The sequence below is a fragment of the Pseudomonas syringae KCTC 12500 genome, from assembly GCF_000507185.2.
GTDB lineage: Bacteria > Pseudomonadota > Gammaproteobacteria > Pseudomonadales > Pseudomonadaceae > Aquipseudomonas > Aquipseudomonas syringae.
Window position 1 is genome coordinate 1,686,990 of the sequence record NZ_AYTM02000002.1, and the last position, 16,093, is coordinate 1,703,082.

At 55.5% G+C, this 16,093-nt stretch carries 12 protein-coding genes; all 12 read right to left on the minus strand.

Going from position 1 to position 16,093, the window contains the following annotated elements:
- Positions 1-4: 4 nt before the first annotated feature.
- Positions 5-280: a 30S ribosomal protein S19 gene (gene rpsS, locus V476_RS07870; protein WP_002555486.1), complete on the minus strand. Its 276-nt coding sequence runs from the start codon at positions 278-280 to the stop codon at positions 5-7.
- A gap of 16 nt (positions 281-296) precedes the next feature.
- Positions 297-1,121: a 50S ribosomal protein L2 gene (rplB, locus tag V476_RS07875; protein ID WP_003317104.1), complete on the minus strand. Its 825-nt coding sequence runs from the start codon at positions 1,119-1,121 to the stop codon at positions 297-299.
- Positions 1,122-1,135: 14 nt separating this feature from the next.
- Entirely contained in the window at positions 1,136-1,435 is a 300-nt protein-coding gene (rplW, locus tag V476_RS07880; protein WP_002555488.1) for a 50S ribosomal protein L23, read from the minus strand.
- The gene (rplD, locus tag V476_RS07885; protein WP_002555489.1) at positions 1,432-2,034 is read right to left on the minus strand and encodes a 50S ribosomal protein L4; all 603 of its coding nucleotides are present in this window, start codon (positions 2,032-2,034) and stop codon (positions 1,432-1,434) included. Before rplD ends, rplW begins: the two co-directional genes overlap by 4 nt.
- 12 nt (positions 2,035-2,046) lie before the next feature.
- A complete protein-coding gene (gene rplC / locus V476_RS07890) occupies positions 2,047-2,682 on the minus strand; it encodes a 50S ribosomal protein L3 (RefSeq protein WP_002555490.1) in 636 nt (211 codons plus the stop codon).
- An 81-nt stretch (positions 2,683-2,763) separates the two neighbouring features.
- A complete protein-coding gene (gene rpsJ, locus V476_RS07895; RefSeq protein ID WP_002555491.1) occupies positions 2,764-3,075 on the minus strand; it encodes a 30S ribosomal protein S10 in 312 nt (103 codons plus the stop codon).
- A 141-nt stretch (positions 3,076-3,216) separates the two neighbouring features.
- Positions 3,217-4,410, minus strand: a complete 1,194-nt coding sequence (gene tuf / locus V476_RS07900) for an elongation factor Tu (RefSeq protein ID WP_003344210.1) — start codon at positions 4,408-4,410, stop codon at positions 3,217-3,219.
- A gap of 31 nt (positions 4,411-4,441) precedes the next feature.
- A complete protein-coding gene (gene fusA / locus V476_RS07905) occupies positions 4,442-6,547 on the minus strand; it encodes an elongation factor G (RefSeq protein WP_003317109.1) in 2,106 nt (701 codons plus the stop codon).
- A gap of 30 nt (positions 6,548-6,577) precedes the next feature.
- The gene (gene rpsG, locus V476_RS07910; RefSeq protein WP_002555493.1) at positions 6,578-7,048 is read right to left on the minus strand and encodes a 30S ribosomal protein S7; all 471 of its coding nucleotides are present in this window, start codon (positions 7,046-7,048) and stop codon (positions 6,578-6,580) included.
- 122 nt (positions 7,049-7,170) lie between these two features.
- The gene (rpsL, locus tag V476_RS07915; RefSeq protein ID WP_002555494.1) at positions 7,171-7,542 is read right to left on the minus strand and encodes a 30S ribosomal protein S12; all 372 of its coding nucleotides are present in this window, start codon (positions 7,540-7,542) and stop codon (positions 7,171-7,173) included.
- Positions 7,543-7,741: 199 nt separating this feature from the next.
- Positions 7,742-11,941 (minus strand): DNA-directed RNA polymerase subunit beta', encoded by a 4,200-nt coding sequence (rpoC, locus tag V476_RS07920; protein ID WP_003391781.1) that lies wholly within the window; start codon positions 11,939-11,941, stop codon positions 7,742-7,744.
- A gap of 64 nt (positions 11,942-12,005) precedes the next feature.
- Positions 12,006-16,079: a DNA-directed RNA polymerase subunit beta gene (gene rpoB / locus V476_RS07925; protein WP_003317110.1), complete on the minus strand. Its 4,074-nt coding sequence runs from the start codon at positions 16,077-16,079 to the stop codon at positions 12,006-12,008.
- Positions 16,080-16,093: the final 14 nt, after the last annotated feature.

Sequence of the window (16,093 nt, forward strand, 5' to 3'; positions counted from 1 at the left end):
CCCCTTAACGCTTGGCTTTCTTGTCTGCCACGTGCCCACGATATGTGCGGGTACCGGCAAACTCGCCTAGTTTATGGCCGACCATGTCTTCGTTCACGAGAACTGGAACATGCTGGCGACCGTTATGCACTGCAATGGTCAAACCGACCATTTGTGGCAGGATCATCGAACGACGCGACCAGGTCTTAACTGGTTTGCGATCGTTCTTTTCCGCCGCCACTTCGATCTTCTTCAGTAGGTGAAGATCAATAAAAGGACCTTTTTTCAGAGAACGTGGCACTGTCGTATCCCTCTATTTACTTGCGACGACGGACGATCATTTTGTCGGTACGCTTATTACCACGAGTCTTCGCGCCCTTAGTCGGGAAGCCCCACGGCGATACCGGATGACGACCACCAGAGGTACGACCTTCACCACCACCATGTGGGTGGTCAACCGGGTTCATGGCAACACCACGAACGGTTGGGCGAACGCCACGCCAGCGTTTGGCACCCGCTTTACCCAGCGAACGTAGGCTGTGCTCGGAGTTCGAGACTTCGCCCAGCGTTGCACGGCACTCAGACAGTACTTTACGCATTTCACCGGAGCGAAGACGCAGGGTCACGTACACACCTTCACGAGCGATCAGCTGTGCCGAGGCACCAGCGGAACGAGCGATCTGTGCGCCTTTACCTGGCTTCAGTTCGATGCCGTGTACGGTGCTACCAACTGGAATGTTGCGCAGTTGAAGAGCGTTGCCCGGCTTGATTGGTGCCAGAGCACCTGCAATCAGCTGGTCGCCAGCACTCACGCCTTTAGGGGCAATGATGTAGCGGCGCTCGCCGTCTGCGTAAAGCAGCAGAGCAATGTGAGCAGTACGGTTTGGATCGTATTCGATACGCTCGACGGTGGCAGCGATGCCATCCTTGTCGTTGCGACGGAAGTCGACCAGACGATAATGCTGTTTATGGCCACCACCGATATGACGGGTAGTAATACGACCATTGTTGTTACGACCACCAGACTTCGATTTTTTCTCGAGCAGCGGTGCGTGAGGAGCGCCTTTATGCAGCTCCTGGTTGACCACCTTGACCACAAAACGGCGGCCAGGGGAAGTCGGTTTGCATTTAACGATTGCCATGATGCACCCCTTCCTTACTCAGCACTGCTGCTGAAATCGAGATCTTGGCCTGGCTGAAGGGAGATAACTGCCTTCTTCCAGTCATTACGCTTGCCCAGACCGCGAGCAGTGCGCTTGCTCTTACCCAGAACATTCAGGGTAGTAACACGCTCTACTTTCACGCTGAACAGGCTTTCGACGGCCTTCTTGATTTCCAGCTTGGTTGCGTCAGTAGCAACCTTGAAAACGAACTGACCTTTTTTGTCTGCAAGAACCGTAGCCTTCTCGGAAACGTGCGGGCCAAGCAGAACTTTAAATACGCGTTCCTGGTTCATCCCAGCAGCTCCTCGAATTTCTTCACGGCCGACACAGTGATCAACACTTTGTCGTATGCGATCAGACTAACTGGATCGGAACCTTGAACGTCACGTACATCAACGTGCGGCAGGTTACGAGCAGCCAGGTACAGATTCTGGTCAACAGCGTCAGACACGATCAGGACGTCAGTCAGGCCCATGCCAGTCAGCTTGTTCAGCAAATCTTTGGTTTTCGGTGCTTCAACAGCGAAGTCCTGAACCACGACCAAACGATCAGTACGAACCAGTTCAGCAAGGATGGAGCGCAGAGCAGCGCGATACATCTTCTTGTTGAGCTTCTGAGTGTGATCCTGAGGACGAGCTGCGAAAGTGGTACCGCCGCCACGCCAGATTGGGCTACGGATAGTACCGGCACGAGCACGGCCAGTACCTTTCTGACGCCAAGGGCGCTTACCGCCACCACGAACGTCGGAACGGGTCTTTTGCTGCTTGCTACCCTGACGACCGCCAGCCATGTAGGCCACGACTGCCTGGTGAACCAGCGTCTCGTTGAATTCGCCGCCAAATGTCAGTTCGGAAACTTCGATTGCCTGAGCGTCATTTACATTTAATTGCATGTCAGCTTCCCCTTAACCGCGAGCCTTGGCTGCCGGACGTACAACCAGGTTGCCGCCAGTAGCGCCAGGAACAGCACCCTTGACCAACAACAGATTGCGTTCAGCGTCCACGCGCACTACTTCCAGGGACTGCACGGTCACGCGCTCAGCGCCCATATGACCGGACATTTTTTTGCCCTTGAATACACGACCAGGAGTCTGGCACTGGCCGATAGAGCCTGGGACGCGGTGGGAGACGGAGTTACCGTGGGTATTGTCTTGACCACGGAAATTCCAACGCTTGATCGTACCCTGGAAGCCTTTACCCTTGGACTGACCGGTTACATCAACCAGTTGACCAGCGGCGAAGATTTCAGCGTTGATCTGATCGCCAGCCTGGTAGTCGCCTTCTTCAAGACGGAATTCCATGACGGTACGACCGGCGGCAACGTTCGCCTTAGCGAAGTGGCCAGCCTGAGCGGCTGTGACACGCGAAGCGCGACGCTCGCCGACAGTGACTTGCACTGCACGATAGCCATCGGTTTCTTCGGTTTTGAACTGAGTGACGCGATTCGGCTCGATCTCAATGACCGTGACCGGAATGGAGACACCTTCTTCGGTGAAAATACGGGTCATACCGCATTTACGACCGACTACACCAATAGTCATGTTGTAAACCTCATGAGTGTACGGGGCTTTCACCCGCTATGGCCGCCCATTTCAGAGCGTTACACGACTAAGACCCAAGTCTTAGCCGAGGCTGATCTGAACTTCCACACCGGCCGCAAGATCAAGCTTCATAAGCGCATCAACGGTTTTTTCCGTTGGCTGGACAATGTCCAGAACACGCTTGTGAGTACGGATCTCATACTGGTCGCGCGCGTCTTTGTTGACGTGCGGAGAAACCAGAACGGTGAACCGCTCTTTACGAGTCGGCAGTGGAATCGGACCACGCACCTGTGCACCAGTACGTTTCGCGGTTTCCACGATTTCCTGGGTTGATTGGTCGATCAGGCGATGGTCAAAAGCCTTCAACCTGATACGGATTTGCTGGTTTTGCATTGGATTCAGACTCCAGATTGCTGTTCCCACCGAGCGCAATACGCCCGTTAAAAGGAGGCGCAATTCTATAGACGACCTAACAAGGTGTCAACCCAATAAAAAAGCCCCCGCAGTGCGGGGGCTCTTTTTGGGACTCAACGCTTAAGCGATGATTTTGGCTACGACGCCAGCGCCGACGGTACGACCGCCTTCACGGATTGCGAAACGCAGACCATCTTCCATTGCGATTGGCTTGATCAGGGTAACGGAAACTTTAACGTTATCACCTGGCATAACCATTTCTACGCCTTCCGGCAGTTCGCAGCTACCAGTTACGTCGGTAGTACGGAAGTAGAACTGTGGACGGTAGCCTTTGAAGAACGGAGTGTGACGACCGCCTTCTTCCTTGCTCAGAACGTAGATTTCAGCTTCGAACTGAGTGTGCGGCTTGACGCTGCCTGGCTTGACCAGAACCTGGCCACGCTCAACGTCGTCACGCTTGGTGCCGCGCAGCAGCACGCCGCAGTTCTCGCCAGCACGACCTTCGTCGAGCAGTTTGCGGAACATTTCAACACCGGTGCAGGTGGTGACGGTAGTGTCACGCAGACCAACGATTTCCAGTGGATCCTGAACCTTGACGATACCGCGCTCAATACGACCAGTCACAACAGTACCGCGACCGGAGATCGAGAACACGTCTTCGATTGGCATCAGGAACGGCTTGTCGGTAACACGAACTGGTTCTGGAATGTACGAGTCCAGTGTTTCAACCAGTTTACGAACGGCAGTGGTGCCCATTTCGTTGTCGTCTTTACCTTCCAGAGCCATACGAGCAGAACCGATGATGATCGGAGTGTCGTCGCCTGGGAAGTCGTAAGTGCTCAGCAGATCGCGCACTTCCATCTCAACCAGTTCCAGCAGCTCAGCGTCGTCTACCAGGTCAGCCTTGTTCAGGAAGACCACGATGTACGGAACGCCAACCTGACGGGACAGCAGGATGTGCTCACGGGTTTGTGGCATCGGACCATCAGCGGCCGAACAAACCAGAATCGCGCCGTCCATCTGGGCAGCACCAGTGATCATGTTCTTCACGTAGTCAGCGTGACCTGGGCAGTCAACGTGAGCGTAGTGACGGATCAACGATTTGTATTCGACGTGCGCGGTATTGATGGTAATACCACGAGCTTTTTCTTCCGGTGCGCTGTCGATCTTGTCGAATTCAACAGCAGCCGAACCGAAAACTTCGGAGCAGACGCGAGTCAGAGCAGCGGTCAGCGTGGTTTTACCGTGGTCAACGTGACCAATGGTGCCAACGTTGACGTGCGGGAGGGAACGATCAAATTTTTCTTTAGCCACGACAAATAACTCCTAGCCTAAAGGCGCTGAATCAGCCTTGTTTTTTGGTTACAGTTTCGACGATGTGCGACGGAGCTGTATTGTATTTTTTGAATTCCATAGAGTAGCTTGCGCGACCCTGAGACATGGAGCGAACGTCGGTCGCATAACCGAACATCTCACCCAACGGAACCTCGGCACGAATTACTTTGCCGGAAACCGTATCTTCCATACCCAGAATCATGCCGCGACGGCGGTTAAGGTCGCCCATCACGTCACCCATATAGTCTTCAGGCGTAACAACCTCTACCGCCATGATCGGCTCAAGCAGCTCACCACCGCCCTTCTGGGCCAGTTGCTTGGTCGCCATGGAAGCAGCCACCTTAAACGCCATCTCGTTCGAGTCGACGTCATGGTAGGAACCATCAAACACGGTAGCCTTCAGGCCGATCAGCGGATAACCGGCAACAACGCCGTTCTTCATCTGCTCTTCGATACCCTTCTGGATAGCCGGGATGTATTCCTTGGGAACAACACCACCTACCACTTCGTTTACGAATTGCAGACCTTCCTGACCTTCGTCAGCAGGTGCAAAACGGATCCAGCAGTGACCGAACTGGCCACGACCGCCGGATTGACGAACGAACTTGCCTTCGATTTCACAGTTCTTCGTGATGCGCTCACGATAGGAAACCTGAGGCTTGCCGATGTTGGCTTCGACGTTGAACTCACGGCGCATCCGGTCAACCAGGATGTCCAGGTGCAGCTCGCCCATGCCAGAGATGATCGTTTGACCAGTCTCTTCATCAGTCTTGACGCGGAAAGACGGGTCTTCCTGAGCAAGTTTGCCCAGTGCGATACCCATTTTTTCCTGGTCATCCTTGGTTTTAGGCTCAACGGCAACCGAAATAACCGGCTCCGGGAAGTCCATACGAACCAGGATGATTGGCTTGTCAGCGTTGCACAAGGTCTCACCAGTGGTGACGTCCTTCATGCCGATCAAGGCCGCGATGTCACCAGCGCGCACTTCCTTGATCTCTTCGCGGGCGTTTGCGTGCATCTGCACCATACGACCCACACGCTCTTTCTTGCCCTTGACCGAGTTGATCACGCCGTCGCCGGATGCCAACACGCCCGAGTAAACGCGGACGAAAGTCAAGGTACCCACGAATGGGTCGGTAGCGATCTTGAACGCCAGAGCCGAGAACGGCTCGTTGTCGTCTGCATGACGCTCCATCAGGATTTCTTCGTTATCAGGATCGGAACCCTTGATAGCTGGAATATCGATTGGAGCCGGCAGGTAGTCGATCACGGCGTCGAGAACCAGGGGAACACCCTTGTTCTTGAAGGAAGAACCGCAAACAGCAAGAACGATCTCACCAGCGATAGTACGCTGACGCAGAGCAGCCTTGATTTCCTCGTTGGTGAGTTCTTCACCCTCAAGGTACTTGTTCATCAGCTCTTCGCTGGCTTCGGCCGCAGCCTCGACCATGTTGCTGCGCCACTCGTCAGCCAGTTCCTGCAGCTCAGCAGGTATAGGCTCACGACGTGGAACCATACCCTTGTCGGCATCGTTCCAGTAAACAGCTTCCATGGACATCAGATCGATCTGACCCTGGAAGTTGTCTTCGGCACCAATGGCCAGCTGGATCGGCACCGGGGTGTGACCCAGACGCTGCTTGATCTGAGCGATTACGCGCAGAAAGTTCGCACCAGCACGGTCCATCTTGTTCACGTAAACGATACGCGGAACACCGTACTTGTTGGCTTGACGCCATACGGTTTCGGACTGCGGCTCTACGCCAGAAGTACCACAGAACACAACGACCGCGCCGTCGAGTACACGCAGGGAACGCTCAACTTCAATGGTGAAGTCAACGTGGCCCGGGGTGTCAATAACGTTGAAACGGTATTGATCTTTGTGTTGCTTCTCGGAACCCTGCCAGAAGGCAGTAATAGCAGCAGAAGTAATGGTAATACCACGCTCCTGCTCCTGAACCATCCAGTCCGTGGTCGCGGCGCCGTCATGCACCTCGCCCATTTTGTGGCTTTTGCCGGTGTAAAAAAGGACGCGCTCGGTGGTGGTGGTTTTACCAGCATCCACGTGAGCGACGATACCAATGTTACGGTAGCGGCCAATCGGAGTAGTACGAGCCATAAAGCCCTCGCAAAATTAGTGACGCTGAAATTAGAAGCGGTAGTGCGAGAAAGCCTTGTTGGCCTCAGCCATACGGTGCACGTCTTCACGCTTCTTGACCGCAGCACCTTTACCTTCGGCGGCGTCCAGCAGTTCGCCAGCCAAACGCAGTGCCATTGACTTCTCACCGCGCTTGCGCGCGAAGTCTACCAGCCAACGCATTGCCAGAGCATTACGACGGGACGGACGAACTTCGACAGGAACCTGGTAAGTAGCACCGCCTACACGGCGCGACTTTACTTCGACCAGCGGAGCGATGGCGTCGAGAGCTTTCTCGAAGATTTCCAGGGGGTCGCTGTTCTTACGTTCTTTAACCTTTTCCAGCGCGCCATAAACGATACGCTCGGCAACGGCTTTCTTGCCGCTTTCCATTACGTGGTTCATGAACTTGGCCAGAATCTGGCTGCCGTATTTTGGATCGTCAAGCACTTCGCGCTTGGCTGCTACGCGTCTTCTTGGCATGGATAAGCCCTCAAACGGTCTTCAGGTTAGCTCGGGACCACCATCCTGCAAGGGATGCGCCCGACCTTACTCTTATCGACTCAGAAAAATAGAAATCTGCAATTTCAAACAGAAGCCAAAAACTACTTAGGCTTCTTGGTACCGTATTTCGAGCGACCCTGGTTACGACCTTTAACGCCGGAAGTATCCAAAGAACCACGAACGGTGTGATAACGAACACCTGGCAAGTCTTTTACACGACCGCCACGGATCAGTACCACGCTGTGTTCTTGCAGGTTGTGACCTTCACCACCGATGTACGAGGAAACCTCGAAACCGTTGGTCAGGCGCACACGGCAGACTTTACGCAATGCCGAGTTAGGTTTTTTCGGCGTGGTGGTATACACACGAGTGCACACACCGCGACGTTGCGGGCAGTTCTGCAGCGCAGGTACGTCGGATTTCTCGACGATACGCTTACGCGGCTGACGTACCAGCTGGTTGATAGTTGCCATCTACTAGCTCCACTGTTGTCTTGCGACGCTATTGTCTTACAAGAAAAGCAAATGACAGGGCACAGGCCCCGCCAAATTTAGGGGTACAAGAGTCTAAAGAGGATCCCGCCCCCAGTCAAGACAAAGCCCCGACGTCCTCACCGGGCAAACAACACGAAAACGTGCTGTCTGCCAGGTGAAAAATGCCGAGGCTCTGGTCTCAATTACCGCTGGAGTTCAACGCTTCCGTCAGAGCTGCTTCTACTTCGCTCGCGCTGACACGGGTCGGTTTGTCCATTTCACGACGACGCTTGCGCTCGCTGTGATAAGCCAGACCGGTACCGGCCGGGATCAGACGACCCACAACCACGTTTTCCTTCAGGCCGCGCAGGTAATCGCGCTTGCCGGTCACAGCCGCTTCGGTCAGTACGCGGGTTGTCTCCTGGAAGGAGGCAGCGGAGATGAACGACTCGGTGGACAGCGATGCCTTGGTGATACCCAGCAACACGCGAGTGAACTTGGAAACAAACTTGTCTTCCGTGCTCAAGCGCTCGTTTTCTACCAGTACGTGAGTCAATTCCATCTGGTCGCCCTTGATGAAACTGGAATCGCCAGACTCGGCAATCTCAACCTTACGCAGCATCTGACGCAGAATCGTCTCGATGTGCTTGTCGTTGATCTTCACGCCTTGCAGACGGTATACGTCCTGAATCTCGTTGACGATGTACTTGGCCAGCGCACTCACACCCAGCAGACGCAGGATGTCGTGTGGATCGCTCGGGCCGTCGGAGATAACTTCGCCGCGGTTCACTTGCTCGCCTTCGAAGACGTTCAGGTGACGCCACTTCGGAATCAGCTCCTCGTACGGATCGCTACCGTCGTTCGGGGTAATGACCAGACGGCGCTTGCCTTTGGTCTCTTTACCGAATGCGATGGTACCGCTGACTTCTGCAAGGATCGACGCCTCTTTCGGACGACGCGCTTCGAACAGGTCAGCAACACGCGGCAGACCACCGGTGATGTCACGAGTCTTCGAAGTTTCCTGCGGAATACGAGCGATAACATCACCGATCGCGATCTGCGCACCGTCAGCAACACCAACAAGTGCGTTGGCCGGCAGGAAGTACTGAGCCGGTACGTCAGTACCTGGCAGCAGCAGATCCTTGCCATCCAGACCGACCATCTTCACAGCAGGACGGATGTCCTTGCCGGCAGCCGGGCGGTCTTTGGCGTCGAGCACTTCAATGTTGGTCATACCGGTCAATTCGTCTGTCTGACGCTTGATCGTGATGCCTTCTTCCATGCCTACGTAGGTAACAGTACCTTTCATCTCGGTGACGATTGGGTGAGTGTGCGGATCCCACTTGGCCACGATAGAGCCAGCGTCGACCTTGTCGCCTTCCTTCACCGAAATCACTGCACCGTATGGCAGCTTGTAACGCTCACGCTCGCGACCGAAGTCATCTGCGATTGCCAGCTCACCGGAGCGGGATACCGCAACCAGGTGACCGTCAACACGCTCGACGTGCTTCAGGTTGTGCAGACGGACAGTACCGCCATTTTTCACCTGAACGCTGTCGGCTGCCGAGGTCCGGCTTGCCGCGCCACCGATGTGGAACGTACGCATTGTCAGCTGGGTACCCGGCTCACCGATCGACTGTGCAGCGATTACGCCGACAGCTTCACCGATGTTGACCTGGTGACCGCGTGCCAGGTCGCGACCGTAGCACTTGGCGCAGATGCCGTAGCGGGTTTCACAGCTGATTGGCGAACGCACGATGACTTCGTCGATGCTGTTCAGCTCGATGAACTCGACCCACTTCTCGTCTACCAGCGTGCCAGCAGGCACGATGACCTCTTCTGTACCCGGCTTGAACACGTCACGGGCAATGACTCGACCCAGTACGCGCTCACCCAGCGGCTCTACAACGTCACCGCCTTCAATGTGCGGAGTCATCAGCAGACCGTGCTCGGTACCGCAATCAACCTCGGTAACCACCAGATCCTGCGCGACGTCTACCAGACGACGAGTCAGATAACCGGAGTTAGCGGTTTTCAACGCGGTATCCGCAAGACCCTTACGAGCACCGTGAGTAGAGATGAAGTACTGAAGTACGCTCAAACCTTCACGGAAGTTCGCAGTGATCGGCGTTTCGATGATGGAGCCGTCAGGCTTGGCCATCAGACCACGCATACCGGCCAACTGACGAATCTGGGCAGCAGAACCACGCGCCCCGGAGTCAGCCATCATGTACATCGAGTTGAAGGATTCCTGATCAACTTCGACGCCGTGACGGTCGATAACGCGCTCTTTGGACAGGTTCGACATCATCGCTTTCGAGACTTCGTCGTTCGCCTTGGACCAAAGGTCGATTACCTTGTTGTACTTCTCGCCCTGGGTTACCAGGCCGGAGGCGTACTGACTTTCGATCTCTTTAACTTCTTCGGTGGCCGCGTCGATGATGCGAGCTTTTTCATCAGGGATAACGAAGTCGTTAACGCCGATGGAAACACCCGAAATGGTCGAGTAGGCAAAACCGGTGTACATCAACTGGTCAGCGAAGATAACGGTCTCTTTCAGGCCAACCACGCGATAGCACTGGTTGATCAGCTTGGAGATCGCCTTCTTCTTCATCGGCTGGTTGACGACGTCGTATGACAGGCCGGCCGGAACCACCTGGAACAGCAGCGCACGGCCGACAGTGGTGTCGACGATACGGGTGTTCTTGACGCTGCCACCATCACGGTCGTTGACCGTTTCGTGGATACGAACCTTGACCTTGGCGTGCAGGGCCGCTTCGCCGGCGCGGAATACGCGGTCGACTTCCTGCAGATCCGCAAATACACGACCTTCGCCCTTGGCGTTGATCGCTTCGCGAGTCATGTAGTACAGACCCAGTACAACGTCCTGCGAAGGAACGATGATTGGCTCACCGTTGGCTGGCGACAGAATGTTGTTGGTCGACATCATCAGCGCGCGCGCTTCGAGCTGAGCTTCCAGCGTCAGAGGCACGTGAACGGCCATCTGGTCACCGTCGAAGTCGGCGTTGTACGCAGCACAGACCAGCGGGTGCAGCTGAATAGCTTTACCTTCGATCAGTACCGGCTCAAACGCCTGGATGCCCAGACGGTGAAGCGTAGGCGCACGGTTCAGAAGCACCGGGTGTTCGCGAATCACTTCAGCAAGAACGTCCCAGACCTCTGGCAGCTCGCGCTCGACCATCTTCTTGGCAGCTTTGATGGTCGTAGCCAGGCCACGCATTTCCAGCTTGCCGAAAATGAACGGCTTGAACAGCTCGAGAGCCATCTTCTTCGGCAGACCGCATTGGTGCAGACGCAGGGTCGGACCTACGGTAATTACCGAACGACCCGAGTAGTCAACACGCTTACCGAGCAAGTTCTGACGGAAACGACCCTGCTTACCCTTGATCATGTCAGCCAGGGATTTCAGAGGACGCTTGTTCGAACCAGTGATCGCACGACCGCGACGGCCGTTGTCGAGCAGTGCATCGACCGCTTCCTGCAGCATGCGTTTTTCGTTACGCACGATGATATCGGGAGCGGACAGATCCAGCAGGCGCTTCAGACGGTTGTTACGGTTGATCACTCGACGATACAGATCGTTGAGGTCGGACGTCGCGAAACGGCCACCGTCAAGCGGAACCAGAGGACGCAGATCTGGCGGCAGAACCGGCAGAACGGTCAGCACCATCCACTCAGGAAGGTTGCCGGAACCCTGGAAGGCTTCCATCAATTTCAGACGCTTGGACAGCTTCTTGATTTTGGTCTCGGAATTGGTTTGCGGAATTTCTTCGCGCAGGCGGCCAATTTCGTGTTCCAGATCAATAGCGTGCAGCAGCTCGCGAACAGCCTCGGCACCCATGCGGGCATCGAAGTCGTCACCGAACTCTTCGAGGGCTTCGAAGTACTGCTCGTCGTTCAGCAGCTGACCTTTTTCAAGGGTGGTCATGCCTGGATCGATAACGACGTAGCTCTCGAAGTAGAGAACACGTTCGATATCACGCAGGGTCATGTCCATCAGCAAACCGATACGGGACGGCAGCGATTTCAGGAACCAGATGTGGGCAACAGGCGAAGCCAGCTCGATGTGAGCCATGCGCTCGCGACGAACCTTGGCCAGTGCTACTTCAACACCGCACTTTTCGCAGATGACACCACGGTGCTTCAGGCGCTTGTACTTACCGCACAGGCACTCGTAATCTTTTACCGGGCCAAAGATCTTGGCGCAGAACAGACCGTCACGCTCAGGCTTGAACGTACGGTAGTTGATGGTTTCCGGCTTTTTAACTTCACCGAACGACCAAGAGCGGATCATCTCAGGCGATGCAAGTCCGATACGGATTGCGTCGAACTCTTCGACTTGACCCTGGTTTTTCAGCAAATTCAGTAGGTCTTTCAAGGCTTTTCCTCCTGGCGGAGCAGGGAGCAGGCAGTACCGCCCTGCCCCCGATTCGCGTCACGTGTTATTCGGTTTCCAGATCGATATCGATACCGAGCGAACGGATTTCTTTGATCAACACGTTGAAAGACTCGGGCATGCCCGGCTCCATACGGTGATCGCCGTCCACGATGTTTTTGTACATCTTGGTACGACCGTTCACATCGTCCGACTTCACTGTGAGCATTTCCTGCAGAGTGTACGCCGCGCCGTATGCTTCCAGCGCCCACACTTCCATCTCCCCGAAACGCTGACCACCGAACTGTGCCTTACCACCCAGCGGCTGCTGGGTAACCAGGCTGTACGAACCAGTGGAACGCGCGTGCATCTTGTCGTCCACCAAGTGGTTCAGCTTCAGCATGTACATGTAGCCAACCGTTACAGCACGTTCAAACTTGTTGCCGGTACGACCGTCGAACAGCTGCATCTGGCCGCTTTCCGGCATATCTGCCAGCTTGAGCATTGCCTTGATTTCGCTTTCCTTGGCACCGTCGAAAACCGGGGTAGCCATCGGTACGCCGTTACGCAGGTTCTTCGCGAGGTCCAGAATCTCGTTGTCGGTGAGGTCTTCCAGAGACTCCTGACGACCGCCGATTTCGTTATAGATCTCGTTGAGGAACTTGCGCAGCTCAGCAACTTTACGCTGCTCTTCGAGCATGCGGTTGATCTTCTCGCCCAGACCTTTGGCCGCGAGGCCCAGGTGGGTTTCGAGAATCTGACCAACGTTCATACGCGAAGGTACGCCCAGCGGGTTGAGGACGATATCGACCGGCGTGCCATTGGCATCGTGCGGCATGTCTTCAACCGGCATGATCACAGAGACCACACCCTTGTTACCGTGACGACCGGCCATCTTGTCGCCCGGCTGGATGCGGCGACGGATTGCCAGGTAGACCTTGACGATTTTCAGAACGCCTGGAGCCAGGTCATCGCCCTGCTGCAGTTTGCGTTTCTTGTCTTCGAACTTGTCATCCAGAAGACGGCGACGATCAACGATGTAGGCCTGAGCCTTTTCGAGCTGCTCGTTGAGAGCATCTTCAGCCATGCGCAGCTTGAACCACTGACCATGCTCAAGACCATCAAGCACTTCGTTGGTGATTTCCTGGCCCTTTTTGAGGCCAGCGCCGCCTTCAGCTACACGACCCACCAGCGCAGAGCGCAGACGTTCGAAAGTAGCGCCTTCGACAATACGGAACTCTTCGTTCAGATCCTTGCGGATCTCGTCGAGTTGCGATTTCTCGATGGACAGGGCACGCGCATCACGCTCGACACCATCACGGGTGAAGACCTGAACGTCAATGACAGTACCTTTGGTACCGGTTGGTACACGCAGGGAGGTGTCTTTAACGTCGCTGGCCTTCTCGCCGAAGATCGCGCGCAACAGTTTTTCTTCCGGAGTCAGCTGGGTCTCGCCTTTCGGAGTGACCTTACCGACCAGAATGTCGCCGGCGCCGACTTCGGCACCTACATAAACGATACCCGCTTCGTCCAGCTTGTTCAGAGCAGCTTCACCCACGTTAGGGATGTCAGCTGTGATTTCCTCTGGCCCAAGCTTGGTGTCACGCGCCACACAGGTCAGTTCCTGAATGTGGATCGTGGTGAAGCGGTCTTCCTGAACGACACGCTCAGAAAGACAGATGGAGTCTTCGAAGTTGAAACCGTTCCAGGCCATGAACGCGATGCGCATGTTCTGACCCAGCGCCAGTTCACCCATATCGGTGGACGGGCCGTCAGCCATGATGTCGCTCCGCTGAACACGGTCACCCTTGCTGACCAGCGGACGCTGGTTGATGCAGGTGTTCTGGTTCGAACGGGTGTATTTGGTCAGGTTGTAGATGTCTACACCCGCCTCACCTGTTTCAACTTCATCATCGGCAACGCGAACAACGATACGGCTGGCGTCAACCGAGTCGATCACACCACCACGACGAGCCACGACGCAAACGCCGGAGTCGCGAGCAACGTTGCGCTCCATGCCAGTACCTACCAGCGGCTTGTCGGCACGCAGAGTAGGAACAGCCTGACGCTGCATGTTCGAACCCATCAACGCACGGTTGGCGTCATCGTGCTCGAGGAACGGAATCAGCGATGCGGCTACCGAGACTACCTGCTTGGGCGAAACGTCCATCAGGGTGACATCGGCTGGCGCCTTGACGGTGAATTCGTTCAAGTGACGCACAGCAACCAGCTCGTCGATCAGCTCTTGCTTGTCGTTCATTGCGGCCGAAGCCTGGGCAATGACGTGGTCCGCTTCTTCGATCGCCGAAAGGAAGACGATCTCTTCGGTGACCAGACCTTCCTTGACCACACGGTACGGGCTCTCGAGGAAGCCGTACTGGTTGGTGCGGGCATAGGCCGCCAGGGAGTTGATCAGACCGATGTTCGGACCTTCAGGCGTCTCGATCGGGCACACACGGCCGTAGTGAGTCGGGTGAACGTCTCGAACTTCAAAGCCGGCGCGCTCACGCGTCAGACCGCCAGGACCGAGTGCGGAAACACGACGCTTGTGCGTGATCTCGGACAGCGGGTTGTTCTGGTCCATGAACTGGGAAAGCTGGCTGGAACCGAAGAACTCTTTGACCGCCGCCGCAACAGGTTTGGCGTTGATCAGGTCCTGAGGCATCAGGCCTTCGCTTTCTGCCATCGACAGACGTTCTTTAACAGCGCGCTCGACACGGACCAGACCTACACGGAACTGGTTCTCGGCCATCTCGCCGACGCAACGAACGCGACGGTTACCGAGGTGGTCGATGTCATCGACGATGCCTTTGCCGTTGCGGATATCAACGAGGGTCTTGAGGACCGCTACGATGTCTTCCTTGCACAGCACGCCCGAGCCTTCGATTTCGGTACGACCGATACGACGGTTGAACTTCATACGGCCTACAGCAGACAGGTCGTAGCGCTCAGGGCTGAAGAACAGGTTGTTGAACAGTGTTTCAGCAGCATCCTTGGTTGGCGGCTCGCCAGGACGCATCATGCGATAGATCTCGACCAGCGCTTCCAGTTGGTTGCTGGTGGAGTCGATCTTCAGTGTGTCGGAGACGAACGGACCGCAATCGATGTCGTTGGTGTACAACGTTTCGATACGAACAACCTGAGCCTTGGCGATCTTGGCCAGGATTTCGGTGTTCAGCTCGGTGTTGCACTCGGCAATGATCTCACCGGTTGCCGGATGCACGATGACCTTGGCTGTAGTACGACCCAGGACGTAGTCCAGAGGCACTTCCAGCTCTTTGATCCCGGCCTTTTCCAGCTGGTTGATGTGACGGGCAGTGATACGACGACCCTGCTCGACAATGACCTTGCCCTTGTCGTCCAGGATATCCAGAACGGCAATTTCACCACGCAGGCGCTGAGGCACCAGCTCCAGGCTCAGGTTTTCACCGCGCACATGGAATACGTTGGTGGTGTAGAAAGCATCAAGCACTTGCTCGGTGGTGTAACCCAGAGCGCGCAGAAGTACGGACGCAGGCAGCTTACGACGACGGTCGATACGGACGAATACGCAGTCTTTCGGATCGAACTCGAAGTCCAGCCACGAACCGCGGTAAGGAATGATACGAGCGGAGTACAGCAGCTTGCCGGAGCTGTGCGTCTTGCCACGGTCGTGGTCGAAGAATACGCCAGGCGAACGGTGAAGCTGAGACACGATAACGCGCTCGGTGCCATTGATTACAAAGGTACCGTTCTCAGTCATCAGGGGGATTTCACCCATGTAGACTTCTTGCTCTTTGATGTCCTTGATCGCTTTGTTCGACGATTCTTTGTCGAAAATGATCAGACGGACCTTGACTCGCAGAGGTACTGCGTAAGTCACACCGCGCAGCACGCATTCCTTGACATCAAATGCCGGTTCGCCCAAGCGATAACCTACATACTCCAGCGCAGCATTGCCGGAGTAGCTGATGATCGGGAAAACGGATTTGAAGGCTGCATGCAGACCGACGTCGCGGAACTGATCTTTGGTCGCTCCCGCCTGCAGGAATTCGCGATACGAATCCAGCTGGATGGCCAAGAGATACGGCACATCCATTACGTCCGGCAACTTGCTAAAGTCCTTGCGGATACGTTTTTTCTCAGTATATGAGTAAGCCATCAGCGTTCCCCAGC